14 protein-coding genes and 1 pseudogene are annotated in these 23,969 nt (G+C 71.0%); 2 read left to right on the top strand and 13 right to left on the bottom strand.

Annotation, left to right across the window (positions count from 1 at the left end):
- Nucleotides 1-386 precede the first annotated feature (386 nt).
- The 7 genes from WME90_RS01135 to WME90_RS01105 all read right to left on the bottom strand — a co-directional run bounded on the left by WME90_RS01135 (nt 387) and on the right by WME90_RS01105 (nt 11,927).
- A complete protein-coding gene (locus tag WME90_RS01135) occupies nt 387-845 on the bottom strand; it encodes a hypothetical protein (RefSeq protein ID WP_437279190.1) in 459 nt (152 codons plus the stop codon).
- Nucleotides 846-1,246: 401 nt separating this feature from the next.
- Nucleotides 1,247-2,401 carry an amidohydrolase family protein gene (locus tag WME90_RS01130; protein ID WP_437279189.1) on the bottom strand — a complete coding sequence of 385 codons (1,155 nt, stop codon included), beginning with the start codon at nt 2,399-2,401 and terminating at the stop codon, nt 1,247-1,249.
- Between the two features lie 17 nt (nt 2,402-2,418).
- Nucleotides 2,419-4,650, bottom strand: coding sequence for a TOMM precursor leader peptide-binding protein (locus tag WME90_RS01125; protein ID WP_437279188.1), 2,232 nt, complete (start codon nt 4,648-4,650; stop codon nt 2,419-2,421).
- A gap of 21 nt (nt 4,651-4,671) precedes the next feature.
- Nucleotides 4,672-5,535 (bottom strand): BMA_0021/BMA_0022 family TOMM bacteriocin, encoded by an 864-nt coding sequence (locus tag WME90_RS01120; protein WP_437279187.1) that lies wholly within the window; start codon nt 5,533-5,535, stop codon nt 4,672-4,674.
- Nucleotides 5,532-9,626 carry a TOMM system kinase/cyclase fusion protein gene (locus tag WME90_RS01115; RefSeq protein WP_437279186.1) on the bottom strand — a complete coding sequence of 1,365 codons (4,095 nt, stop codon included), beginning with the start codon at nt 9,624-9,626 and terminating at the stop codon, nt 5,532-5,534. Before WME90_RS01115 ends, WME90_RS01120 begins: the two co-directional genes overlap by 4 nt.
- Before the next feature lie 51 nt (nt 9,627-9,677).
- On the bottom strand, nt 9,678-11,435 hold the full coding sequence (locus tag WME90_RS01110; protein ID WP_437279185.1) for a sigma 54-interacting transcriptional regulator: 1,758 nt from the start codon (nt 11,433-11,435) through the stop codon (nt 9,678-9,680).
- Between the two features lie 258 nt (nt 11,436-11,693).
- Complete coding sequence (locus WME90_RS01105; RefSeq protein WP_437279184.1) at nt 11,694-11,927, bottom strand: hypothetical protein; 234 nt, start codon at nt 11,925-11,927, stop codon at nt 11,694-11,696.
- Between the two features lie 209 nt (nt 11,928-12,136).
- Here WME90_RS01105 and WME90_RS01100 point away from each other — a divergent pair.
- Nucleotides 12,137-12,526 (top strand): annotated as a pseudogene (locus WME90_RS01100) (FG-GAP-like repeat-containing protein); the annotation flags it as partial.
- Between the two features lie 58 nt (nt 12,527-12,584).
- Nucleotides 12,585-12,872, top strand: a complete 288-nt coding sequence (locus WME90_RS01095) for a hypothetical protein (protein ID WP_437283772.1) — start codon at nt 12,585-12,587, stop codon at nt 12,870-12,872.
- A 142-nt stretch (nt 12,873-13,014) separates the two neighbouring features.
- Here the strand turns inward: WME90_RS01095 and WME90_RS01090 are convergent, their stop codons facing one another.
- From WME90_RS01090 to WME90_RS01065, 6 genes are all read right to left on the bottom strand, one after another.
- Nucleotides 13,015-13,920 carry a LamG domain-containing protein gene (locus tag WME90_RS01090; protein ID WP_437279183.1) on the bottom strand — a complete coding sequence of 302 codons (906 nt, stop codon included), beginning with the start codon at nt 13,918-13,920 and terminating at the stop codon, nt 13,015-13,017.
- A 221-nt stretch (nt 13,921-14,141) separates the two neighbouring features.
- Nucleotides 14,142-16,337: a S8/S53 family peptidase gene (locus WME90_RS01085; protein ID WP_437279182.1), complete on the bottom strand. Its 2,196-nt coding sequence runs from the start codon at nt 16,335-16,337 to the stop codon at nt 14,142-14,144.
- Between the two features lie 126 nt (nt 16,338-16,463).
- Nucleotides 16,464-18,995: a CHAT domain-containing protein gene (locus WME90_RS01080; RefSeq protein ID WP_437279181.1), complete on the bottom strand. Its 2,532-nt coding sequence runs from the start codon at nt 18,993-18,995 to the stop codon at nt 16,464-16,466.
- A 2-nt stretch (nt 18,996-18,997) separates the two neighbouring features.
- Nucleotides 18,998-19,939, bottom strand: a complete 942-nt coding sequence (locus tag WME90_RS01075; RefSeq protein WP_437279180.1) for a hypothetical protein — start codon at nt 19,937-19,939, stop codon at nt 18,998-19,000.
- Nucleotides 19,936-20,619, bottom strand: a complete 684-nt coding sequence (locus WME90_RS01070) for an RNA polymerase sigma factor (RefSeq protein WP_437279179.1) — start codon at nt 20,617-20,619, stop codon at nt 19,936-19,938. The genes WME90_RS01075 and WME90_RS01070 overlap by 4 nt, the downstream gene beginning before the upstream one ends.
- Nucleotides 20,620-21,014: 395 nt before the next feature.
- Nucleotides 21,015-23,915, bottom strand: a complete 2,901-nt coding sequence (locus WME90_RS01065) for a protein kinase domain-containing protein (RefSeq protein ID WP_437279178.1) — start codon at nt 23,913-23,915, stop codon at nt 21,015-21,017.
- Nucleotides 23,916-23,969 lie beyond the last annotated feature (54 nt).

The following is a 23,969-nucleotide window of genomic DNA, read 5'->3' as shown; positions in this document are numbered from 1 at the left end:
GCTCGGCTCATGATCAACATCCGTTGCGAGGCTGCTCGCCCTGAGGGAGCTCGACGCGCCCAGCCTCCCCTACCTCGACTTCACGGGCGCCACGGCGAAGCAGAAACCGCAGGCGATCGTCGCCCACAACCGCGAGGTCTTCGACGCGTTCGACCGCTTCAGCAAGTCGGGCAAGCACCTGCGCTGGTGCATGGGCAACCACGATATCGAGCTGGCCTTCCCCGAGGCGAAGGCGGAGCTCGTCGACGCAGTGACCCGAGGGGCCGACCGCGGGATCGCAGCTACCTCGACGTTCACCGCTTCCGTTGATGAGCGCGCAAGGACAGCGCAGTCGCGCCCCTCCGGAGTGGGCCGAAGGGGCGCGGCGCGCGCCGTGTCGGCCGAGGCTACCTGCGGACAAGTCCAGGCGCGGTGTCCTTTTCACCGCCCTGATTCGTGACGGTCGTCACCACGTCGAAGGGCGTGGCTTGGACATGGATTGTGTACTGACCATCCTTCGGGGTTCCGCTGGCACCAGGGATGCCGTTGATGTTGATATAGAAGTTCAAGGCTTGCTCGCCCGCGTCACGCGTCAGATCGGGGTAGGGCAGCGTGATCGAGGGCTTGAACTCGTCGTACTCGTTGCCCGCGAAGAGGACCTGAAAATCTTTCGCGATATTCCCCGAGACGCTCGCGGTCAAAGTGATTTTGTTCGCAAGGATCTTGGTGTTCAGCGCGGTGCACTTCACCCCGCCGTTGACCTGCTTCGCGTCATTGTATGACAGATCCGGGAGCGGTATCCGGACAGAGAGAGGGGAGAAGTCGACGTTGGCGTCCGACGTAAACACGTTGGGCTTCTTTTCCATTGTTTATTTTCTCTCGAATGTGTGCTGGTGGGCTTGTTCGCGCCCCTGATTCGTGCCGTCGTTGGAGCGCAATACCCAGGTTCGCAAAGCTCGTGCCACCGGGCTCCTGGACAGCGTCGACCGCGCAGCGCGCAGGAAAGCGCCAGCGCTCGCTCGGAGCAGCGGGAATATCGCTCGAGGGCCTGCGTCTCGGCAGGACACGGCGCGTCCCCTCTAGACGCAGGCCCAGCGGACGAGGATTGAGCCCTCGGGCATTGGGCGCTCGCGTCTCGGCAGGACACGGCGCGTCCCCCGGACGCAGGCCCGGCTGCTCCGCTGAACGCGGATATCGCTCGCCGGCCACGGGCCCGTCAGAATCCGGGTGGACGCGACCCGCGCTCGGCGCTGCAGCGGGCGTGTACCTACATCCCCATCAGCGCAGAGGGGCTGTCCCAGAGGATCGCCCGCAGCGACTCGTCCCCGAGCGCGCCCCGCAGCGCCATCATCTCGTCGACCATCCCGGGCCCGTGATCGAGGTGGGGGAAATCGGTCCCGAACACCATCCGCGTCGCGCCGATCTCCTTCACCACCCGATCGAGCATCACCTCGCTGGGCTCGAGCGCGATCCAGCACTGCCGCTGGAAGTACTCCGAGGGCGGCCGGCGCACCCGGCCGCGCACCTCGCCGCGCATCTGCGCGTACTCGACGTGGTCGAGCCGCCAGAGCCAGTAAGGCAGAAAGCCGCACCCCGCCTCGAGCAGGCCCACCCGCAGCGTCGGGTGGGCCTCGAGCACGCCGCCCTCGATCAGCGAGAGCAGCGCCATCATCGCCTCCATCGGATGAGAGCAGGCGTGCCGGCCAAAGTGGGTCTGGAAGCGATCGGCTCCCGCCGTGGGGAGGCGCGCGTGCGTGCCCTCGTGGAGGAGGACGGCGACCGCGTGGTGCTCGCACGCGGCCCAGAATCGCGCATAGGCAGGAGCGCTCAGCGTGCGGCCCTGCACCGGGTTGGGCCGGAGGACCACCGAGCGCGCGCCGTCATGGACCGCCTGCTCGAGGTCGCCCACAAGGGACTCCGGATCGTGGCGTGAGATGAGCGCCGGTCCCAGGAGCCTGGCAGGCGCGCTCGAGCAGAAACCGCCCAGCCATCGATTGTAGGCGCGGGCGTAAGCGCGCGAGCGCTCCGCGTCGATGGAGTCGTCGTTGACCAGGTAGGACGCAACCGTGGGGAGCATGACGGCGACGTCGATGCCGGTCGCGTCCATCTCGGCGAGGTGCCCCGAAGGCGTCGCCGCGGCGGCAAGGAGCTCGCGACGACGCTCGGCGATGAGCCCGGCCTCGATGTACGCCGCCTCGGGGACGCGCATGACGGGCTCGCCGGCCACACAGAGGGTGAGCGGCGTGGGCAGGAGCGTGTGCTCGCCCAGGCGATTCAGCCGCTCGGCCAGCGTCTCGGGGGGACCGAAGGGCTCGAACCGAGGCGCAACTTCCCTCATCCGCGCCGGCAGGTGCTCCGGCCACATGGCGACGGGCTCGAGGACGTGACGGTCCACATCGATGATCCGAAATCCATCTCGCATCCTCAGCTCCTCGGCGGCTAGACGAACAGAGGGACCGGGTTGAGCTCGCTCTCGGCGAGCGGGCGTTCGAGCCACCCCAGCGCGCACGGCACCTGATAGAGCCTCCCCGGGCCGAATCGCGGCCAGAAATGGCGCAAGCCCGGGACGATCACCTGGACCACGTGCAAGCCGATATCCGGGCGGGTCTTGTCCACCACGATGAGCTCCAGGCCCGCCTTGTCGAGGCGCCTCATGCACTCCTGGATGTCAGCGCGCAGATCGGGGCCGCAGATCCGGGGCAAGCTCTCCGCCGTGACCCGCGGGAGGTCGGGGTGGGGGAAAAGATACGCGCGGTCAGGCAGCCGCTCGAGGTCCCACGGCGCCCGGCGTGCGCCTTCGGGATCGAAGAGCTGGTTGAGCTCGGTGAGCGCTCGCTGCACGGCGAGGTGCGGGTCGAGGTGGCAGCCGAACCCGATGGCGAACCGATCCGCCCGGACCTCGTGGGCGAGCGCGACGCAGGCGGGGATGCCGAGGTCATGGGTCAGGTCGAGCGCCCAGACGGCCCAGCCGAGACGAGCGTAGTCGGCCTGGAGGGCCGCGAAGTACGGGTTCGCGAAGCTGTCGAGGTCAATGGCCGGGCGACGGAGGCGGTTGTACCACCAGATGGCGGCGGCGTCGCGCTCCACGAGCTCGAGCAGGGCTTGCAATACGGCCTCTTCGAGGCAGGTCCCGGCCGCCACCCCGTTGCCGCAGGGGCCGCAGAACGCGGTGCCGCTCTCGGCCGGGGCCTCGGCGTAGCAGTAGGCCAGCGGGACATAGCGCCGCTCGCGCCTGCTCAGCGACCAGGCCGGAGTCCAGTCGATCCGGACGCCGGCATCGAACGGCTCGCGCACCGACTTGGGCCGATCCGCTCCATGCGCGTCGACATGGAGACGATCGCGCGCGCGGTACTGAGCCTCGCTGAAGTTCAACAGATCGCCGACGGCCAGCGCCGCCGCGCCGAGCTCGTCCTTGCTGCCGCGGACGCGCGCCTCGTCCCCCTGGTACACGCCGCTGTAGCGCTCCAGGGCCTCGCAGAGCGCGCTCACCCTGGCTTGGTCCGCGCTGCGTCCCTTGCCCGCGCAGCCCTTGTCGAAGACGTTGGTGCGCGGCACGCCGTCCTGAGGGCAAACCAGGTAACCGGACGCGTACACGGCGCGGAGCTCGGTGTCCCGTCCTGGCATCGGCACGACATGGGTCACGGCGCCGGTTATCGGGCTGATGAGGTGCTGATAGCGCTCGTAGGTCTGCCGCGGGGTCTGCCGGCGATATCCGCCGTCCTCGTAGCTCGCCTTCTCGACCGGCTGCAGGTCGATCGGGCGCTCGCCGACGGCCGCCATCCGCCCTGGATCTCCGCACGTCGCGCACTGCGGCCTCCGGACGACCGCATGCGCGCTGGTCTGGAAGGTGGTCAGGTCGAGGGCGAGCACCCGGGAGCCGAACGCAGGGGTGGAGCTGGTCTTCTCCCTGGCGAGCGCGCGGGCGATGATCTGGGCGCCAAGCCCGCAGGCGGTACGTACGCTCGCTTCGGTGGCCGCCCTGGGGGGAGAGATGTGGCCCTCGAGCTTCCGGTGACGGCGCACCAGCTCCTCGACCGGGCGGTTCCGGCGCACCCAGAACGAGAGGCAATCCCAGCAGGGGCCCGCGCCCGGCTCGAAGAAAGGCCCGAGGAGCGGCTGTACGCCGGTGGGCTTGATCAGGAGCCAGGGCGTCCCCTCATGCAGCGCGCGGCGGTTGATCGAGGAGAGCTCGGGCCGCAGGTAGTCGTCGCTCACGACGACTCGCACGGGAGCCTCGCTGTCGAACCGCACGCCCGCCTGCTCGAGCGCCTCGATCATCCACCTGGAGAGAGCGGCTTCGCCGAGGAAGTGGACCGACACGGGGGTGCGGCGCAGGGCCTCGGCGGCGGCCTTGTCGTCAATGCCTACCCCGCGCCAGAACGCGGCGTTCTCGGGGGGCAGCTCGGAGGCCGCGCAGACCAGGTAGCCGCGCGCCACGAGCTGGCTCAGCGTATACAGGGCCTCTGGCTCGGAGACCCGGCCGCGCGCCGCGCACAGAATGTCGTGCACGCTGCGCCGGCCGTCGACGAGCGCGGCCACCTCGATCGTCCGTGCGCCGGAGAGGACGAAACGCTCCCGCTCACCGATCAGAAAGAGCGCGTCGTCCTCCATGCGCTCGACCCGCAGGGTGGGCTTGAACGCGAGCACCTGGCTCAGCTCGAGAGGGGCCATGACCAGTCCCGGCTCCATCCATCACGTGCAGCAGGTGAACGGATATTCTGCTCCCGTGGCGTTGTATATGGCGAGAGCGAGCGGCTCGCTCTTCGGATCGCTCGGTTTGGTGGGCAAATAGAGCGTGAGCTTGTGCTTCTCGTCGAACTCCCAGTACGACTGCTTCGGCTTCGGCCGCGCGAGAGCAGGTCGCTCCTCGCCACGCGGCGAGCTGGGGCCGCTAGGCGCGTGCCACTTGGACGTGGTGTCCTCCTTGACGCAGATCATCATCTTCCATGGCACCTTGTAACCTCGGACGGCATGCAGGGCGACCGCGGGGTCGACCTCGAGCGTCTCCCTGAAGGCGTCGTCGTTCCAGGCCTTGGCCATCGCCGCGAGCAGCGCGACCTTGAACGCGGGAAACTCAGCGTCATCAGGGATGAAGCCGCCGACAGGAGGCGGGCTGTCGGAGCCAGTCTCCCCGAGGTTCGATCGCCTCCAATCCGTGTTGTCGCTGTCCCACCGAGGACCTTTCGGGCCGTTCTCGTCGTACTTCGTTCCCCAGTCGTCGCTGAACAACGACGCGCGCTGTTTGTAAAAATCCGCAAGCGCCATCGCGTTGTAGTCGGCGTCCTCGGACGGGGGCTTGAGCGGCAAAGCCAGCGTCAGGGTGTCCGCCAGGCTCTTAGACCAGACCCAGTCGTGGCCAATCCACTTGAACTGGTCGGGGGCGGCCTTGATCTCGAGATCGCATACGTCCTTCCACGGCCAGTGATAGCCAAAGTAATCTGCGAGAGCCTTACAGGGGTCCTGCGTCAGACAGTCATGAAATGACTGTTCACTCCACGCCTGCGCGATGGCGCGAAGGTATGTCGTGCGAAACTGCATCAATTTGTTCGTGCTCATCGATTCAAGCTCCCGTGATTGTCGTTCTCGATCTCTCGCAGCCCAGGGTGGAGCGCGAGCAGCTGTTCGAGCCGGGCTCGGTCCTGCTCGGTGCTCCCGAAGCGCCGGTGCAGCTCCATCGTGGCGAGCGCCTCGATCCTAGGGATGTCCTGCAGCCGCGCCATCCGAGCCGCCTGCTCCAGCGAGGTCCGCACGCCCTCGGCCGCGGGCTCCGCGCGCGACTGGTACATGGCACGGCGCCAATGGAGCTCGGGCTCGTAGAAGTGCTCGTCGTCCTCGCGACACAGGGACAAGCAATTGTCGATGCACGCAATGGCCACGTCCAGGTGGCCGCGCTCCGCCGCGCCGTGCGCCGCCAGGGCGCCATAATACGAGAGGCTGAGCTTGCACCCGAGGCGGGCGAGGCTATCGAGGATCGCTCGACCGCGCCGCTCGTCGCCGAGCGCCCAGTCGTGAAGGAGCGCCGCGTACCCTTCATACGCAGGCAGCCCGTATTTGGCGGCCAACGTGAGGAGCTCGCCCGTCATGGCGGCGACCGCGCTCCTGTCGCCGGCGAGCTGATAGACCACGCACCCGTAGAGCAAGCCGATGGCGATGGATGGGATATGGCCGACCTCGCGCGCCCACTCCACGGCGCTCGTCACGAGCGCGAAGGCGGCAGCCGCGTCGCCGGAGAACCAGCGGAGCTGCGCCGCGAGCGTCTTCGCCAGGACCAGCGAGTCCAGACCGAAGCGCGCCCCGTGGTCCCGGTGAACGGCGGGATCGTACAGCTCGATCGCGCGCTCCAGAGATTGCCTTGCGGCCCCGTGGTCGCCGTCCGCGTGCAGCGCGACCCCATGGACCGCCGCGGCGGCAGCGCGGAGCCCCTGGTCGCCGCTGCGCTCGGCGACGGCGATCAGCTCCTCCGCCACCGCGCGCGCCGCCCGGCGGTTGCTCGCGACATGATGGTAGGTGAACAGAAACCACAGCGTCGGCACCCTGTGATCGCTGTCCTGCTCGAGCCGCTGCAACAGGCTGGCCGAGCGATCGGCGGTCGCCTTGACCTGCGGATCGGCCCAGCTCCGGGTCGCCATGAGGGCCTGGGTCAAGACGCCGTTCGCGGCCAGCTCCGCCTCGACCGCCTCGGCGCCTGGCAGCGCTTCGATCCATGCGAGGACGTTGGAAGCGTGCGCGATGGCCTCGGCATAGGTCGAGCGTTGAAGCCCCTGCTCCGCGGCCCGCTGCGCGTAACCCACTGCCTCCCGCTTCTGCTCCGCCGCCGCGTGATGGTGCGCGAGCAGATCCGGCCGCGTCCGGACCACCTCCGGAAATCCCTCCTCCAGCGTCTTCGCGATGCGCGCGTGGATCCGCTGCCGCGCGCCGGTGGACAGCGACTCGTACGCCGCGTCCCGCACCAGCGCGTGCTTGAACATCCCCACCGCCTCCTTGCCCCGCCGCCTGCGCAGCACGAGCCCCGCGCTCATCAGGCGCTCCAGATCCTCCGCCACCGCCGCCGGGCCGAGCGGGCTCGCGGCCGAGAGCACCTTCAGGCTGAACTCCCGGCCCAGCGCCGCCGCGAGCTGGGCTGTCTGCTTGGCGCGCGAAAGCCGATCCAGGCGCGCCGTGAGCAGCGCCCGCAGCGTCCCAGGGATCGCCGCGCTCGAGAGCGGCCGGGTGAGCTCGTAGCGATCGTCCCGCTCCACCAGGAGCAGCGCGTCGAGCATCATCCGGAGCAGCTCCTCCGCGAAGAGCGGCACCCCGTCCGCGCGGCCAGCCACCTGCTCGATCACGGCGGGGGGCAGCGCCTTGTGGCCCACCAGCCCGGCGAGCATCTCCTCCATCTGCGGACGCTCCAGGCGGCTCAGCGGGAGCAGCAGCACGTCGGCCGTCGAGAACGACGGTGAGAACTCAGGGCGAGCCGTCATGAGGACGCACATGGGGACCGCGGGCACCTCGCGAGCCAGCTCCGCGAGGAACTCCATCGTGGTGGGGTCGGCCCAGTGCAAATCTTCGGCCAGCAGAAGGACGGGCCGCCTGTCGGCCATCGCGAGGAGCAGCGACACGACGGTCTGGAGCGTCAGCGCCTTCTGCCGCTGCGCCGAGACGTCGAGCGGGGCATAGGGGGCGCCGAGGGGCAGGGAGAAGAGCGGCACGAAGAGCGGCATGGACTCGGCCAGCGCGAGGCCGTGGCCGGCGAGCTCCCCCTCGAGCCGCGCGATCTTGCTGCCCGCGTCGGGCTCCTGGTCGAGCCCGAGCGCGCGCTCGAGGAGCTCGATCACCGGGCGCAGGGGGCTATTTTGCGTGTCGGGCGAGCACCGCGCCTCCAGGAAGGTGTGGTCCTCGTGCGCTACCCGATCGCGCAGCGCGCGCGCCAGGCGGCTCTTGCCGATGCCGGGCTCGCCGGTGATGAGGCTCGACTGGCCCGCCCCCTCGCACGCGCGGCGCCACCGCTCCACGAGGAGCCCGATCTCCGGATCGCGGCCGGAGAGCGGCGCCGCCGAGCCGTCGGGGGTCGGCCACCTCGCCGCGGCGCCGTGCTCCTGCCCGAGGCGGAAGGTCTCCACCGGCGCGGCGATCCCCTCGATGGAGCGGACCCCTTCGCTCTCGAGCTCGAACGAGGCGCGCAGCAACGCTTGCGACGCGGCGCTGACCGCCACGGATCCCGGCGGCGCCAGCGCGGCGAGCCGCGCGGCGAGCCGCGGGGTGGCGCCGGTGACGAGGCATGCGCCGTCGAGGTCCCCCAGGTTCCCGTCGACGACAAGGCCGGTGTGGAGGCCGACGCTCACGTCGATCTGCACGCCGGGCGCAGCGCTGGGCGGATCCCCGGCGTCCTCGGCTTGCACGGCGCCGGCCATCGCCAGCGCCGCGCGGGCAGCGCGCCTGGCGTCGTCCTCCGCCGCGCTGGGGTAGCCGAAGTAGACGAGCAGGTCGTCGCCGAACGCCGCGGCCACGTACCCCCCGTGGCGGCGCCCGATGTCCGCGCAGAGGGCGAGCGCCGCGCGCAGGGGGTCGTCCAGCGCCTCGACGTCGAGGGCCTGCGCGACGGCCGCGCGTGCCCTCAGGTGACAGCAGAGCGCCGTCAGCTGCCGGCGCTCGCCGTCGAGCGCGGGAGGAGCGGACCCCCTCCGCCGGTCGAGCAATGTGGCGGCCGTTGCGATCGGGGACAGCGACCGCGTGTCCCCGCCGGACGAGGGGCCGCCGGCGCCGAGCATCACCTCGCGCGAGAGCCCGCGCAGGCTGCAGGCTTCGAGCGCTTCGAAGAGCCCACGGGCGGTCACATCGCGCGCGCCTTCGTCCTTGCGGAGAGCGCGGGCGAGCAGGTCGCCCAGGGGGTGGCGCTCGAGCGCGGCGGGGATCGGGACGGGATCGGGGCCGAGCAGCCGATAGAAGATTTCGGCCTCCGTGCCGCCGTAGGCCGGCTTGCCCGTCAGGCACTCGAGGAACACGAGGCCCCACGAGAACAGATCCGCGCGCGGCGAAGCCTCGGCGCCGCGCCACTGCTCCGGCGCCCCGTAACCGGGCGTGCCCAGCGCGTCGTGGCTGCCGGTCAGGCGCGTGGATCGTCCGTCGTCGAGCGTGGCGCCGATCCCGAAGTCGAGCACCAGCGCATTGCGGCGGGCGCCCGTGGGGATCACCATGATGTTGCTGGGCTTGAGGTCGCGGTGGACCACGCCCGCTGCGTGGGCGCAGGCGAGGGCGTCGAGCACCTGGAGCATCAGGTGCCGCGCCTCGGACGGCGCGAGCGCGCCCTCTCGCTCGAGCAGGGCGGCGAGGTTGTCGCCAGGCGCGAAGGAAAACGCGGCGTAGAGGGTCCCATCTTCCACCTGCCGCGCGTCGACGAGCTGGACGATGTTGGGGTGGTGAAGCTGGGCGCAGAGCCGCGTCTCGCGCAGGAAGCGCGTGACCCGCCTGTCGGTCTGCGTGACGCGCGCGACGCCTCCCTGCTCGGCGAGGCGCAGGATCTTCAGCGCGATCGGCTGCCCGGTGGTGAGCTGGCGGGCCTTGTGCACCACGCCGAAGCCGCCCTCGCCGAGCTTCGCCAAAATCTCGTAACGCGCGTCGAACGTGGCGCCTGGCGCGAGCGCGGCACCGTTTGCAACATAGCCCTGCATGCTCGATCTCGTGGTCGCTGGAGGCGCTCGGAGAGCGCTGGCACCGCGCCCTCAGGGCTCCTTGTCGGCGTCGAGCACCGCGAGGAGATCCGGATCGACCTCACCTCCGAGCAGGTCCAGGACCTCGCGCACCCGCGAGAGCTCGCGCCGCAGCGTCCGATGGTGGTTGCGGTTCTTGAGCAGCATCTCCTGGCCGAGCAGCGTGAAGGCGTCGTCGCGGTTGCCCGCCCGCTGCACCGCCGCGCCGAGGACCATGCCTCGGAATGCGTCGGTCAGCTCGAGCGGGAGCGGGGCGCCGCCGCCCCGGCGTCGCTCGGCCTCGTTCACGAAGCTGAGCGCCGCCCGCCAGAGCAGCTTGGCCAGCGCGCTCGGCTCGGCGTCGCCGTCGAAGGTGAGCGCGCGCTCGACGTGCCGCCGCTGGATCACCAGATCGCCGCCGAGGCCGCTCTGCCCCGCGAGCTGGAGCGCGTAAGCGCGCCGGACGATGTTGTCGAGCTGCCGCAGGTTGCCCGGCCAGGGCGCGGAAACGAGGAGCTTCATGGCCTCGGGCTCGAAGCGCGCAGCCCCCTTGCCGTCGGCCTCCTGATGGCGCCGGTTCAGCATGTAGTCGGCCCAGCGCGGGAGCTCGTCGAGCCGCTCGGCGAGCGGGAGCAGCCGCACCGGCAGGACGTTGATACGGTAGTACAGGTCCTCGCGGAAGCGGCCGGCGCGCACGGCGGCGCGCAGATCGGCGTTGGTGCCGACGAGGAGGCGCGCGTCGGCGCGGCGCTCCCCCGCCCCGTCATCGCCCAGCATCCGGTAAGCGCGCTCCTCGATGAAGCGCAGGAGGCCCGCCTGGGCCTTGAGCGAGAGCTTGTCGATCTCGTCGAGGAAGAGCGTGCCCTTCGCGGCGCGGGCGACCGCGCCCGGGTTGTCCTTGACCGCTCCGGTGAAGGCGCCCCGCTTCCAGCCGAACAGCTCGGCCATCTGCAGGTCCTCGGGCACGCCGAGGAGGTCCAGCGATTCGAACGGCTGGCCCCGGCGCTGCGAGTGCTCGTGGCACCAGCGCGCGAGCCTGGATTTCCCGGCGCCGGTCGGGCCGGTGATCAGGATGGTGTCGTCCCGCGGGGCGAAGGCGCGGAGCAGCTCGACGAGGTGCGCGGTGCTCTGACCGACGACCGGCAGGAACTCGTCCGGGCTCGCCGGCTCGTCCGTGCGAAGCGGCAGCGCGCGGGCGGCGATGAAGGCACCGGCGATGCTGGCGAGGATCGCCAGCTCCTCGTGGCACTCCGCCCAGGGGAGCTCGAGTCCGACGGCCCCCCTGCAGCTCACCTCGATCGTGATCATGCCGTCGACGCTGCCGCCCGGCGCGCGCAGCGGGACGACATGGACGTGGGTCGCGTCGCGGCCGAGCATCCGCTCGCGTGTCGCGTCGCCGGGCATGCCGGCCGCCTCCGGCGGGTGGCGGATCGCGATGGCCCCGTCCGGCATCCAGGAGCGGAGCGAAGCGCGCTGGACGTCGATCGAGACCGAACAGCGGTGCTTCTCGATCCAGCTCCAGACGCTGCCGGAGGTGACATAGCCGGTGCCTTCGATGCGCGCGCCGCTCAGGCGGTCGATGCCGAAGAGGCGCTGGTAGCTGTCCTCGGGACGGAGGTGGACGACGCCACGCAGGATCCGAGCGCGGCTGGCGAACGGGCTGCCGGCGAGCGCCTCTTCGACGCAGGTAAACATCGCCTGGAGGACCGCCGTGGCAGCTTCGTCGAAGTAGGTGGCCGACACGAGGCGGGGGACGAGGGAAATGAAGCTCTCGTCACGGGACGCGGTCACGGTAGCGAGCAGGAGAGCAGGAGAACGGGGGCGGGTCCAGGTGGAACGAACAGGCTCGCGTCTCCCGCGGACGCAGTGCGTCCGGGCGGGACGCGAGCCCCCTCTCGACCCGGAGGCCAGGGCAGCGCCGGCGTCCTGCCCGAGGGGCCACGGGAGCCGCCGCGGGTCCGAAAGGCGGACGCGCCATAAGCTGGCCGAATGCGATGCGTGGATGCCGTCCAATGCGGCCGGGGCAATGCATGGAGCGAGTCGGAGATGTCAGACGTGCGCCGCTTCGATGGCCAGCTCCCGCACCGTCGGATAGCCAAGCCACCACGTCCGAAGCTGCTCCGGCGGCAGGCTGCCTTCCAGCCGTCCTATGGCGTGCTCGATCGCAAGCTCCCACCAGGGTGCGACCGCAATCAGGTTCTGCGCACCGGGATCCCGGTCCGCATCGATGACCTCCCGCCGTGAGCGGTCGGGATCGGCAGCGAACCGCGCTGGCTGGGCCACATCCCCGAGCCCACCGGCAGCTCGCGCGCGACAACGTCCTGCGCTGACTGTAGTCTCCTTCGGATCGCTTTCCCGCGACGACCGCGGGCGCGACGATCGGAGGTCGAACGTGAAACGGTCTTTCCTCGCCCTCGCGGCGGCGTTGCTCGCGGTGGGCTGCTCGGCGAAGTCTCGATCTGTTCTTCGGCTCGGAGTTCGGCACGTCCGCCATGTTCCGGAACGACGGGACCCTGCCGTTCGCCGATGACAGCGCGCGCTTCAGCACCGTCCTCCAGGGCGACAGCGCGGCGTGGGCCGATCCCGACGCCGACGGCGACCTCGACCTCTACATGGCCACCGGCTCGACCGGAAACGGGAACCGCTTCTTCCGCTTCACGCCGCCGAGCTGGACCGACGTCGCGGCGTCGGCCAGGCTCGAGGACACGCCGACGGCCAGCTCCCGCTGGGGCGGCGCGACCTGGATCGATATCGACGCCGACGGCGACCTCGATCTCCTCTCGGTGCGCGACGGGGACGCGGACGATCTGCTCTATTACAATGCCGGCGCCGGCGCGCCGTTCTCCGCCGCCATGGCGGCGAGCGTCGGGCTCGGAGACGGATCGTTCATGAGCGCGAGCGTGTGGGCCGACTGGGACCAGGACGGCGACCTCGACGCGTATGCGGGCGGCACGCTCTACCGCAACGACGCGGATCGGCGCGCGCGTCGACGTGGACCTCGACGGCGACGGGGACTTCCGCGCGGGCGGCTACACCGGGGCCGACCGCGTGGCGACCTACCTCGTGGGCGCCGGCCAGTGGGGCAACCGGCAGCAGAGCCAGCTCCCGCTGATCATCGGGATGGGGGCCGCGCCGTCGGTCGACATCCGCGTGACGTTCCCCGACGGCTCCGTGGTGACACGCAACGACGTCGCCCCGGGCGCGCGCATCACGATCAACGATGTCTGACGAGGGTGGTGAGCTGGATCAGCGCGATTGACGAGAACCGCGTCAGCCGAGCTCCCGCTCGGTCACGCGGTCTCGCCCCGCTCACGCACCCACGAAGCCATCGGGAGACCCTCAAAAGCAGACGATCGCCCTGGCGCAGCCTTCATTCGCAGCCGTGAGCAAGCGCGGCGACCTCTTCCGGAGAGAGCGCCCGGTTGTACAGGCGGACGTCATCGATGCCGCCGATCCACCAGTAATCCCTCTCATAGCCGCCGTTGCCGATGATGATGTCATCGCCATCGTATTCGACAAGAGCAGTATGGGTCACCGCGCTCGACGTGCTCGCCACCAGATCTCCCTCGAAGAACACCTTCATCTCTCCGCCATCGAACGTGACGCCGACATGGGCCCACACGCCGCTTTCGACGAGGGGCGCCGACTCAAGCATTTCGCCGTTATAGTCGGGCTCCTTGTTGGCCACCACGAAGCGCAGCTTCGCTTCGGCGTCGACCCAGAGAAAGTAGTCTCCCACGACTGGGGACGACCACCATTTTTGCATGATCATCTGCTGTGAAACGCGGTCTCCCGGGTTGTGGCTCCCGGTCTGCTTGATCCACACGCTGATGGTGAAGGCATCGTCCGTGTCCAGCTGAGCGTCGTCGGGGACGCTCACCATAGCGGACGGATCGTTGAAAAACGCGGCGCTGCCATGCCTCCCGGCGCCGAATGCCACATTGCCGATGGCGGTCCCGTGGTGCATGTTTCCTGACGTATCCGAGACATCGCCGTCGAACGGGAAGTGCGCGACAAGACCGTCCTCGATTCCCGGCTGGCACGCTGTGTCTCCGCCCCCACCGGTCCCCGCGGTGGCCCCCCCGCCTGCGCCTTCACCCCCGCACGCGCCGGCGCTGGTTGAAGCGCTGGTCGTGCCGGCCACGGATGTACCTCCGCTGGAGCTCGATGAACCGCTCGAGGCCGCGCTGACGTCCGGGCTCTCTCCCCCGCAACCAGCGACGAGAACACAGGGCAGCACAAGACCAAAAATCGATGACAAATTGATGACCGACATGGGTTACCTATCTTGTTGATGTTATGTTGATTAACGCGCAGCGCGTCAGGCGCTCGGCGCGAGATCACGACTCTATGTTCGGACCAGCGCCGGCCTTGCTGCCTCTTCAATGGATTACGCCGCGTGGCTGCCGATCTATCAAAGATACAAAGAAAAAGAGGCGGAGGTCGCCGACCTCCGCCTCTCGCCGCTGCAGCGCGCGCCGCGGCTTTAGGAGCTCATTACGGCATCAGCAGGGTTGTTCCCATCGATGAGCCGATCCCATTGATTTTTTGCACCTGAAACGAGATTACCGCCTGAGCAGGGGCCGATGTCGTCGAGGTCGACGGCAAAAGGAAGCTCCTGGTCATGCCGGCGCTCATCCCATCGGTGCTCAGATCGAAGCTGTCCAACGGGTTGCTGTTGTTGTCGTAGACGAGGAGCGTCGCTCGCTGGACTGTCCAATCCGAGGGGAACTGCGAGTCGATGTAGATATCCGCCCTGGACGAGCTCAGGCTCAAGCCGCAGAGCCCGCAGGGTTGGGTCTCGGGCTGTGGATGTACCCAGGATGGCGTCGCGAGAGTCTGGAACTCCTCGGAGGGAGAGGGAGATCGCGATCGGGTGGCGGTGAAGAGCTGCGTCGAAGAAGCATCGCCGAAGAGGGCGGTGAACGTCGGCGCCAGCGCGCCCAGATCTCGGTTCTGCTGCTGGACGGCGGCGAGCGGCGGGCAGGAGATCGGCGACGTGGGGCATGCAGCGGGCCGCGGGCTCGAGCTGCAGAGCTGGCTGATCGCGGCGCAAACGGACGGGCGCCTCACATCGGGCGACGCCGCGATGTCCCAGTCGACCACAGCAGCTCGGGGCGCGCGGCTCGCGTCGTAGAGCTGGCTCCCGGTGGCGTGGAGGAGATCGATGATTTCGCGCGCCGTCAGCTCCGGATTGTACGCCCAGACGTTGGCGACCGTGGCCGTCCAGCTCGCTGCGCCGAGGGAGGAGCCGGTCATCGGCGGCGGAAAGGATTCTGGCGTTCCATCGCCGGTCACGGTCCCCAGGCGATTTTCGGTCGCGGTCCCCAGGATGCCGAGGGCGGCGCTCCGGGGAAGAGAGCCCTCGCGGGCGTTGGGCAAGAGGGCGTCGGAGGAATCGACCCCCGCGACCGGCACCAGGAGCGGCGTGTCGAGCCACCCCTCCGAGCTACTGCCGCTGAAAGGCGCAAACCCCTTCTCGATGAGGCGAGCGTCGTAGCTCGTCCCTTCCAGGTCTTCGCACTCGTTTCGGGAGAGCATCCGCGTCCAGGCGGCCGGGCACGTCGCCCCGGAGCGCGCGCTCGCCTCGTTTTTCGCCACGTTCATGGGCACTGGCACGGGCGAGGCCTCCGCTTGATCCTTGGCGGTCTCCAACCGCGTTGGACCTCCGGGGCTGTTGCCTGCGGCGACCACCACGATCGCGCCCTGACACGCAGCGTGCCTGATCGCGTCGAACGCGGACTGCGCCGAGCATGAGAGGGTGTCGACCTGCGGGCCGCAGTCGGCCCCGGGCTGCCCGCCGAGGCTGGCGTTGATCACCAGCCGGGGCGTCGTGGGGGCCGCGTTCGGCGCTTCATAGTTCCGCCGTTGCCATGCCGTCACGGAGCGGTAAATCGCCGTCGCGACCTGGCTCATGCTCCCGAAATGGCCTCCGCTGTCGCTCAGATCGCTGTTGTTGAGGTGCGGCAGGCCGAGGTCATAGGTCACGTCGGCGGCGCAGCGGGCCTGCGGATTCAAGCAGGTCAGATCGCGGATCAGCCCTCCGACCACGGTGCCGTGTGGGTCCGCCGGCGACCGGCCCCCGGCCCTGGTGTCGATCACCGCGACCTGCGCGGTCGCCAGCGTTGCGCCCGCGCTCACCGGCGGGAGCGCCGGGCCGTTGACCTGTTCGATGAACTCATCGTGAAGGATGAGCCTCGCGGCGTCGATCTCCGGCAGATTGCCGAGCGCGCCGACCGTGACGCAGTCCTCGGCAAACGTGCAGTCGCTCCTCGCGGCGACGGCGTCCTTGAGCGCGGCGATCTCGGCGGCATCGGGCTCGCCCTCGTGGGCATACTCGTAAACGCAGTACCCGGCGAGGAACGCGGGTGTTTGGATGTCGCTCTGGAAGAGCTTCTGGCTCGTCCAGTCCGAGTCCTGGGGCGGATCCGGGCAATCCCCGTCGGGGAACTTGCCTATCCAACGGCGCCCGGTGCAACCGGCCACGGCCTCCACAGGCGCGGCGCCGCCTCCGCCATCGGGCCCGGCGCCGCCTCCGCCATCGGGCCCGGCACCGCCTTCACCATACGGCTGGATGGTCCCAGTCGACCCGCATCCTTCGAGAATGCAGGCGGAGAACGCGGCGGCGAGGGGCAAGGCCGCAGAGGCCAGGAGCAGGGAAATGGAAGATGGAATACGGTGTTGCGTCGACATGGGGTGAACCTCGGGGCGCCCGAGCGGCGCCGGGGGTGATGGGGAGCGTCAGCCCGCGCGAACCGCGGCCTCCCCATGCACTACGCATCCGAGGATGCTGGTCTATCGAACGCGGTGTCTTTTTCTTCAGGGCACGATCACACGGAAGCTCCCCCAGTCGGCGGTGGGGGCCTCGGACCGGATCCGGAGCCCCGCCTCGCGCAGGGCGAGCGCGGGGTCGTCCGGCGCGCCGAGCGGGAGCGCCGTGTAGAAGGCGCGCATGGTCCGCGCTGCCACCCCGTCGTCGATGCGACGGAGGCTGCTCACCACCGCGCCCGAGCCTGCCACCACGAACGCCTGCGCCAGGCCGAGGCCCTCGGCCCGTCCCGTCTCGCAACCGGAGAGGACGACCTGCGCGGGCGCCCTGGGGAGCGCGAGGATGTCCGCGACCGTCAAGCGGCCGTCGTGGGCCAGGCGCAGGCCGCTCTTCCAGCCGTCGCGGCCCGAGAAATCGGCGTGCCCGGCGAAGTGCAGGAGCTCGACCGCTGGGGCCGCGAGCGCGCGCATCACCGCCTCGTAGGTCGCCCGCTCCCCGTCGAGGCGCTCCACCCCCCACCCGCGCTGCACGAGCGCGCCTTCGACCTGGTCGCCCTCGTCGCGGGCGTGAGGGAGGCTGTCCCCGGGGTCGATCACGAGCAACGCGACGGGCGGCGCAGGCGCGCCGTCCGGCCCCGGCGAATCCAGACCTCCGCCGCGATCCTGACCGCTGTCCGGCTCGCGCTCCCGCGCAAGCTCCACGCCGTACGCCACCGGGGCGAGCGCTGCGAGCGGCTCTCCCTCCAGCGGGAGGGCATGGAAGTCGACCGATTGGAGCGGGCCGTACGGGACGATCCGGATCTGCTCGGCGCGGCGGATGAAGTCCGCGAACGGGCCGAGGAGCTGCGCCGAGAGCCGCTCCTGCGGGGCACTCGGGTCGACCTCACCGAGCCGGCGGGCGGTGACGCCGGCGTTCGTGAGCGCGAAGCCGGCCCAGCCCTCCTCGACGGGGTGATAGACGAGGACGAGCTCCCCAGGGGCGGGGGAGATCCGCTCGACGCCTTTCCCGGACGCGCGGAGGCGGCGGAGGCCCGGCGCGTCGCGCTCGAGGTCGGCGCGGAGCCGGTCCTGACCGTCCTGGTAGCCTGCAACGACCCGGTCCAGGGTCGACGCGGGCTCGTCCCAGTGCACGTTCGCGAGCTCGGCCTCCAGCGCGGCGCGCCCGCGCCGGTACCTCGAGAGCGCGTCCTCCCATCGGGCGCGCTCGTCCGGGGGCAGCGCGTCGCGTTCGCTGAGCCATTGCGAGGTCGCGAGGAGCCGGGCGCGCCCTCTCCGCGCGACCTCTATCGCCGCCACCTCGCCGCCCGGCCGGCCGAGGAGGGCCTCGAGCCAGAGGCGCACGCCGCGCTCGCGCTGCGCGAGAAAGTCGTCGCGCCCTTCGCCGAGGGGCACGAGCAGGCTCCAGTCCTCGATCACCCGCTCGGCCTCGGCGAACGCCTCATCGGCGGCGTCCGGCCGGCCGCGCCGCTCCTCCGCGAGCGCGCGCGTCACGGCCGCCTCGATCCGCGCCTCGGGAAGCCCTCCTCGGGCGCCGAGCGCGGCGAGCTCGCTCGCCACGAGGAGCGTCCGCTCCACCGCCCCTTCCGCGAGCGCCATCCGGCCCTCGAGGATCAGCCACCACGCCTTGGCCTTGGCGCTCGGGTTCGGGTCCGCCGCGCGGGCCCCGCCCAGGTGCTCGCGGGCCCGCGAGGACCGCCCGAGGTGGAGCTCGGCAATGGCGAGGTTGGTGAGCGTATTCGAGAGGTTCGCGCCCTCCCGGCACTGTCCCTCTTGATAGAGCCCGCGCGCCCGCTCGAGCAGCGGAATGGGGTCCCGCCTCTCGAACACGTCCTCGCCGACCGCCATCTCGGCCCGGAGCGCGGCCCATCCGAAGTTGTTGAAGAACACGGCCTGATCACAGCGGCCAAGAGCAGAGGGGAGGTGTTCCGCCAGCCGAGCGAAGCTGTCGAGGGCGTCTCCGGAGCGCCCCAGGTTGGAGAGCAGCGTGGCCTCGACCTGGAGCGCGTCGAACCAGGCGCGCGCCAGCCCGAGCCGCAGCGCCTCCGCCTGCGCTTCACGGAGCAGGCGCAGCGCGGCCCGGAAATCCCCGGCCTCGTAGGGGATCAGCGCCTCGTAATAGAGCGCCTCGGCCCGCGCCGCCGGGTTCTCGGCGAGCAGAGGTCGGAGCGCATCCATCACCGCCCGGGCTTCGCCGAAGCGGCGGTCCGCCGTGATCAGCGTGAACACAAGGACCAGCCCGTCCGCGATCTCCTGCGCGCGCAGCCCGGCCGCGCGGTCCATACGCATGGCCTGGTAGAGGAGGTCCTCGGCCTTCGCGGCGTCGCCTCGTGTCCGGGCGATCCTCGCGAGCTTGCCGATGGCCTGCGCCTGCACGGCGGCCCGCGGATCGCCGAGGAGGCCGAGGAGCTGCGCCTCCGCCGCATCGAGCTGGCCGCGTCGCCGCAGCGACTCGGCAACGCGGAGATCGAGCGCGGCCTCGTCGGGACGCGGAGCGTGCGCGGCGCAGGGGGCGAGCGAAGTGCTCCAGAGGAGCACCGCTGCCGAGATCACCCGTGCTGTCCGCGACATCCGAGGGCCGCTCAAGGCTACTCCTTGATTCGGACGTTGACGTCGGGGATCGCCGGCGGATACGGGGGCGCCGATGGCGCGGAGCGCGGTGGCGGCTTCGGCGAGAATCGCGGCATCGCGGAGGGCGACGGCGCCGACGGCGATAGGGCCGGCGACGGCGCCGACGGCGATAGGGCCGGCGATGGCGCCGACGGCGATAGGGCCGGCGACGGCTCCGCGTCGAGGATCACCTGAGCCCGCAGCACACGGACGCCATCGCGCGGCTCGGCGTGGGCGATCGCGTCAGCGTCCTCCGGTACGGCCTCCGGCCGGCCGACAGCGACCACGATCTCGTAGGCTCCGATCGTGCCGTTCGGAAACAGGGCCTCGCGAGCGCCGGCGATCCGCACCGCACCGGTGGGAGAGATCTGCGCTGCGCCTGCGGGTAGGTCCCAGCGCGCTGCGCCCTGCGCGCGCACGAGCGCCGCCCGCACGATCACCGGCCCGCTCACCGCCTCCTCCGGTCGAAGCGTCATCGTCAGACTGGCGCCCGGTCGGAGGTGGACAGCGGGTCCGGCCGCCGGATCCCCGCGCTCTGCCGAGATCACCAGCGCGTACCCGGGGAGCGGCTCCGGCGGGCGAGGGCGCAGGAGCAGGGCCAGCGCGGCTGCGGCCGCCAGCGATGCGACCGGGACCACCTTGCGCCAGGGGAAGCGCCGAGCCGCCGCGCCCGCAGCCGCCGTGCCTCGCCGTTCGGCCAGGAGGCGCCGGACCTTCCGCCTCCGCTCCTCGACGTCGAACGGCCGGAGCATCTCCTCCGCCAGCCGTCCCTCTTCGGAGCGCCGCATCTCCGCGCGGAACGCCTCCGCCTCCTCCTCCGAGAGCTTCCCTTCGGCGAGCGCTTCCCAGCGCGGATCGACGAACGGATCCCGTTCCCGTGCCGCTCTCCCCAGCGCCTCCAGAAGCTCCTCGTCCCTCATGGCTCACCATCCAGAGTACTACGCCGAGAGCCCAGCAGTTCTCGCAGCGCGGTGCCGACGACCGCCTTGAGCCGCTCCAGCAGCCGGTGCTTGTCGTTGTAGATCTGCGCGCGGCTCCGCCCGGTCAGCTCGCAGACCTGCTCGGCCGAGAGCTCGAGGTCGTAGAACCAGCGGAAGAGCTGGGCGTCCTTCGCGCCGAGGCCGTGCTCGACGGCATCGAACAGGAGGGCGCGGCGCTCGGCGTCGCCGAACACGTCCTCGACGCTCCCCTCGATCTCGCGTTGTCGCTCGATCTCCTGGTCGTCGACCGGCTGCTCGAGCCAAGGGTTCTGACGTCTGCTGCGGAGGATCCCGATGATCCGGTTCCTCGCGAGGACCGCGACGAAGCCCGGGAGGCCGGCGCCGCGCGCAGGGTCCCATTGGCGGAGCCGGTGCCAACGATCCTCCGCGAGGAACATCAAGACCTCATTCAAGAGGTCTTCGACCTCCCAACGCGCGTCGTGCCCGTGCGCGCGGCAGGCGCGGAGGAGGCGGGCGGCGACGGGCTGGATCGTTGGCTCGAGCGCGAGGCAGAGATCCTCCTCGGCGCGCGGATCCTGCGCTGCTGCGCGCCGCACCAGCGCGAACGTGAGCGCGGGTCTTGTGGCGACAGAAGCCGAGGCGGGCGATTGTTCGGGCATCGAGGGGGGCCATCGGTGGCCTTAGCCATCAAGGCAGCGCTCGCCGGGGGCGAGGGCAGGGCGAGCAACACCGATCTTGAAGCCCAGGGTGTCTGTCGTCCGCGTCGCCACCAGGCGACCTCGGCGCGAGCGCACCGCCTGGAGCGCTGCGGGGCACCTGTGAAGCGGTATCATAGCCGATGACTCATCCGAATTGTCAAGTCTCGCATGGGAGACGGTCAGATCACCCGACCAACGTGGGCGGTGCCGACGTGGGTGGGGACGACGACACCAGACGGCCGCTGCACCTCACCGCTCTGTCTCGTCTGTCCCGTCTGTCCCGAGGCGCAATCCGCCAAGCCAGTCTCGACTTGGACACAGCTGCCTGACACCGGGCAGCTGTGCCCAAGTCGAGACTAGTGCCGCGCCCGCAGCGCGCCGAGCCGCGCCCGCGCCTGCTCCGCGGAGATGGATCGCGGGCGCGCCTTGCCCCAGCGCTCTAGGACAGCCTCGTATGCCGCCGCCGCGCCGCGCAGATCGCCTGTCGCCTCGAGGGCCATGCCGAGGTAGAGCCGCGCCTCCGTGGTCGAGAACGGGTCGGCCAGCGCCGCGCACGAGCGCGCCACGCGCGTCAGCGGCCCGATCGCCTCCTGCCCCTTCCCCGCGAGCGCATACACCTTGCCGATCCGCAGATCGAGCAGGAGCCACCGGCCGCTCTCCGACGGGAGCGGCTGATCGAGCGGCATCGTCTTGAGCGCCGCCGCCGCGTCGGCCGCGGTCTCCACGCCGGCGGCGTACGCCTCGGTCCAAAGCAGCCATCGGTGCTCCGGCTTGATCTCTTGCGCCGCGGCACGCCACTTCGACTGGACCCGATCCATCCACGCCGAGCGCGCCGCGTCGTACGCCTCCTGCGTTATCGATGCTGCCCGGAGACTGTATGGCAAGAACGCGATGGTCCAGTCGGCCGTGCTCGCCGGCTCGGACCAAGCGCTCATCCGGCGGAGGAAATCGTCCGCCACACGCCCGGCCTCCCGCGGCAGGCCCATCTCACGGTAGAGCTCCGCCAGCTTGAGGGCCGGGCTCGCGTGCGCATCCTGATCGTTCCTGCCGGCGACCTCGCGCTGCCACGCGCGGGCATGCTCCACCGCGAGCTCGAAATCGCCGTCCATGACCGCGAGCGAGCTCCGATCGAGCAGCTCCTTCCCCCTCCGCTCGCCCTCGGGAACCGCCGCCCACCCCTGCTCCAGCGCCACGAGCACGCTCTCGCGCGGCGCGCCCCGCGCATGGAGCGCCAGCGCCAGATGCCGGTGCGCCGGCGCCGCCTTCGGATCGATCGAGAGCCAGCGGCGCGCCTGCTCCTCCACTTGCGCACAGTCGCCCTGGCGATGGAGGAGGCGCACCCGGTTCGCGAGGCAGAGCGTGGCGCCAGGCGCTGTCTCGGCGCAGGCCTTGTAGGCGGCGAGCTCCGCCGCGACGTCCCCCTTCATCCCGAGCGACTCTCCCTTGAGCCCCCACGCGAGCACGTGGCCCCGATCCAGCGCGAGCGCCCGATCGTAGGCCTCGATGGCCGCGTCGAACCGGAGCTGCGCGAACCTCGCCGAGCCGAGGTACACGAGGAGCTCCGGATCGGCCGGAAACTTCGCGACCGCGGCGTCGAGCCGCCGCTCCCATACCACGGCGTCGGAGGGCTGGCGCACGTACGGCTCGGCCGCGTCGAGCAGCGCCATGTCGCGCTCGCCGAGGGAGGCCCGGTGCCGGAGCGCGAGCTGGAAGTGCTCGCGCGCCGCGTCCGGCCTTTGTCGAAACGTCCAGATCGCCACGCGCAGATGGCCGGCGCCGAGGCCGCGATCCAGCGCGACGGCGCGCTCCATCGTGCGCGCGGCCACGTCCGGCGCGCCGTCGCGGTAGGCCAGCAGCGCCTCGTGGTAGAGCGCCGCGGCCTCCGGGTTGCTCGAGGCGGGGCGCGTCGGCTCCGGGGCGGAGATCGACGCGCCGCTCGGCTGGGGCGGCGGCTCCGGGGGGCGCCGGAGCACCGCGACCGCGGCGCCGGCGACCGCCGAGGCCGCGAGCGCGAGCGCGACGAGCCCGCGCCGGCCCGGACGCGCGCGCTCGTGGCGTGCGGTCCGCACCACCACGGCCTCGCCCGACGCGGCCCTGGGATCCGGCCCTGGCGGCGCAGGGTCCACGCTGGCCGCCGCGGGCGACGCGCCGGAAGCGCCCTGCGACGCCGGATCGGTCCGGTGCGGCACGGTCGGCTCGAAGCCGATCCCCGCGGGCGCGCTCGCGTGCGCGGGGCCCTGCCGGCCGTCCGCGCTCTCGACCCGGGTCTCGGCCTCTCGCGCCGCCGGCGGCGAGCGCGGCGGGAGGCTCGGCAGCTCGGCCTCGAGCCCCTCGGCGGCGATCAGCGCGCGCCAGAAGGCGCCGGCGTCGGGGTACCGGTCGCGCGGAGCGACGCCGAGCGCCCGCGCGAGCACGCGCTCGACCGCATCCGGCGCCGCGACGCCGCGCGCTCGCAGCGTGGGGCGCAGCGCAGGATCGACGACCACCGAATAGAGCTCCACGATCCCCTCCCCCTCCAGCGCCCGCGCGCCCGTCACGAGCTCCACGAAGACGAGCGCGAGCGCGAAGACATCGGTCCATGGCCCCGTCGCGCCCCGCTGCTTGTCGAACTGCTCCGGAGCGCCGTACCGGGGCGTGAACACCGACGGCCCCTCCGCGGTGCTCGCGAGCGCCGCGGTGCGCGAGCGCTGATCGCCGATCATCTTGGCGATGCCGAAATCGAGGACCTTGAGCGTCCTCGCGCCCCCCACCTCGGCGAGGAAGAGGTTCTCCGGCTTGACGTCGCGGTGCGCGATGTTCTGCTCGTGCGCCACGGCGAGCGCGCGCACCGCGGGGTCGAGCAGGAACATCGCCTCGCGGCGGGACAGGGCGCCGCCGCCTCCGGCGCGCAGGCGCTCGAGATGGCTGGCGAGCGTCTCGCCGTCCAGCCACTCGAGCACGAGATAGGGCACGCGAGCGCCCTCCTGGGTCGTGAGGGCGCCGATGTCGAACGCCTGGACGATGCCGGGCGAGAGGCGCGAGAGCTGGAGCAACAGCCGCCCCTCGTCGCGCAGCCGTCTCACGAAATCCTGCTGCGCCTCCGGCGAGAGCTCTTCGGGCAGCCTGAGGCACTTGATCGCGACAGGCGCGTCGAACCCCTCGTGCACGCCGCGATAGACGACGCCGAACCCGCCGGCGCCGACGGCGGAGAGGACACGGTATTTGCCGTCGATCGTGGTCCCGCAGAGCCGGAACACATCGCGCTGGGCGCCGGACATCGGCGGGGAGTATACGCCATCGCCGGAGGGCCCGGCGCTCCTCCGTCGCGCAGC

Origin of the sequence: Sorangium sp. So ce375 (genome assembly GCF_051473855.1) — a bacterium.
GTDB lineage: Bacteria > Myxococcota_A > Polyangia > Polyangiales > Polyangiaceae > Sorangium.
This window is presented reverse-complemented; position numbering and strand designations above follow the sequence as displayed.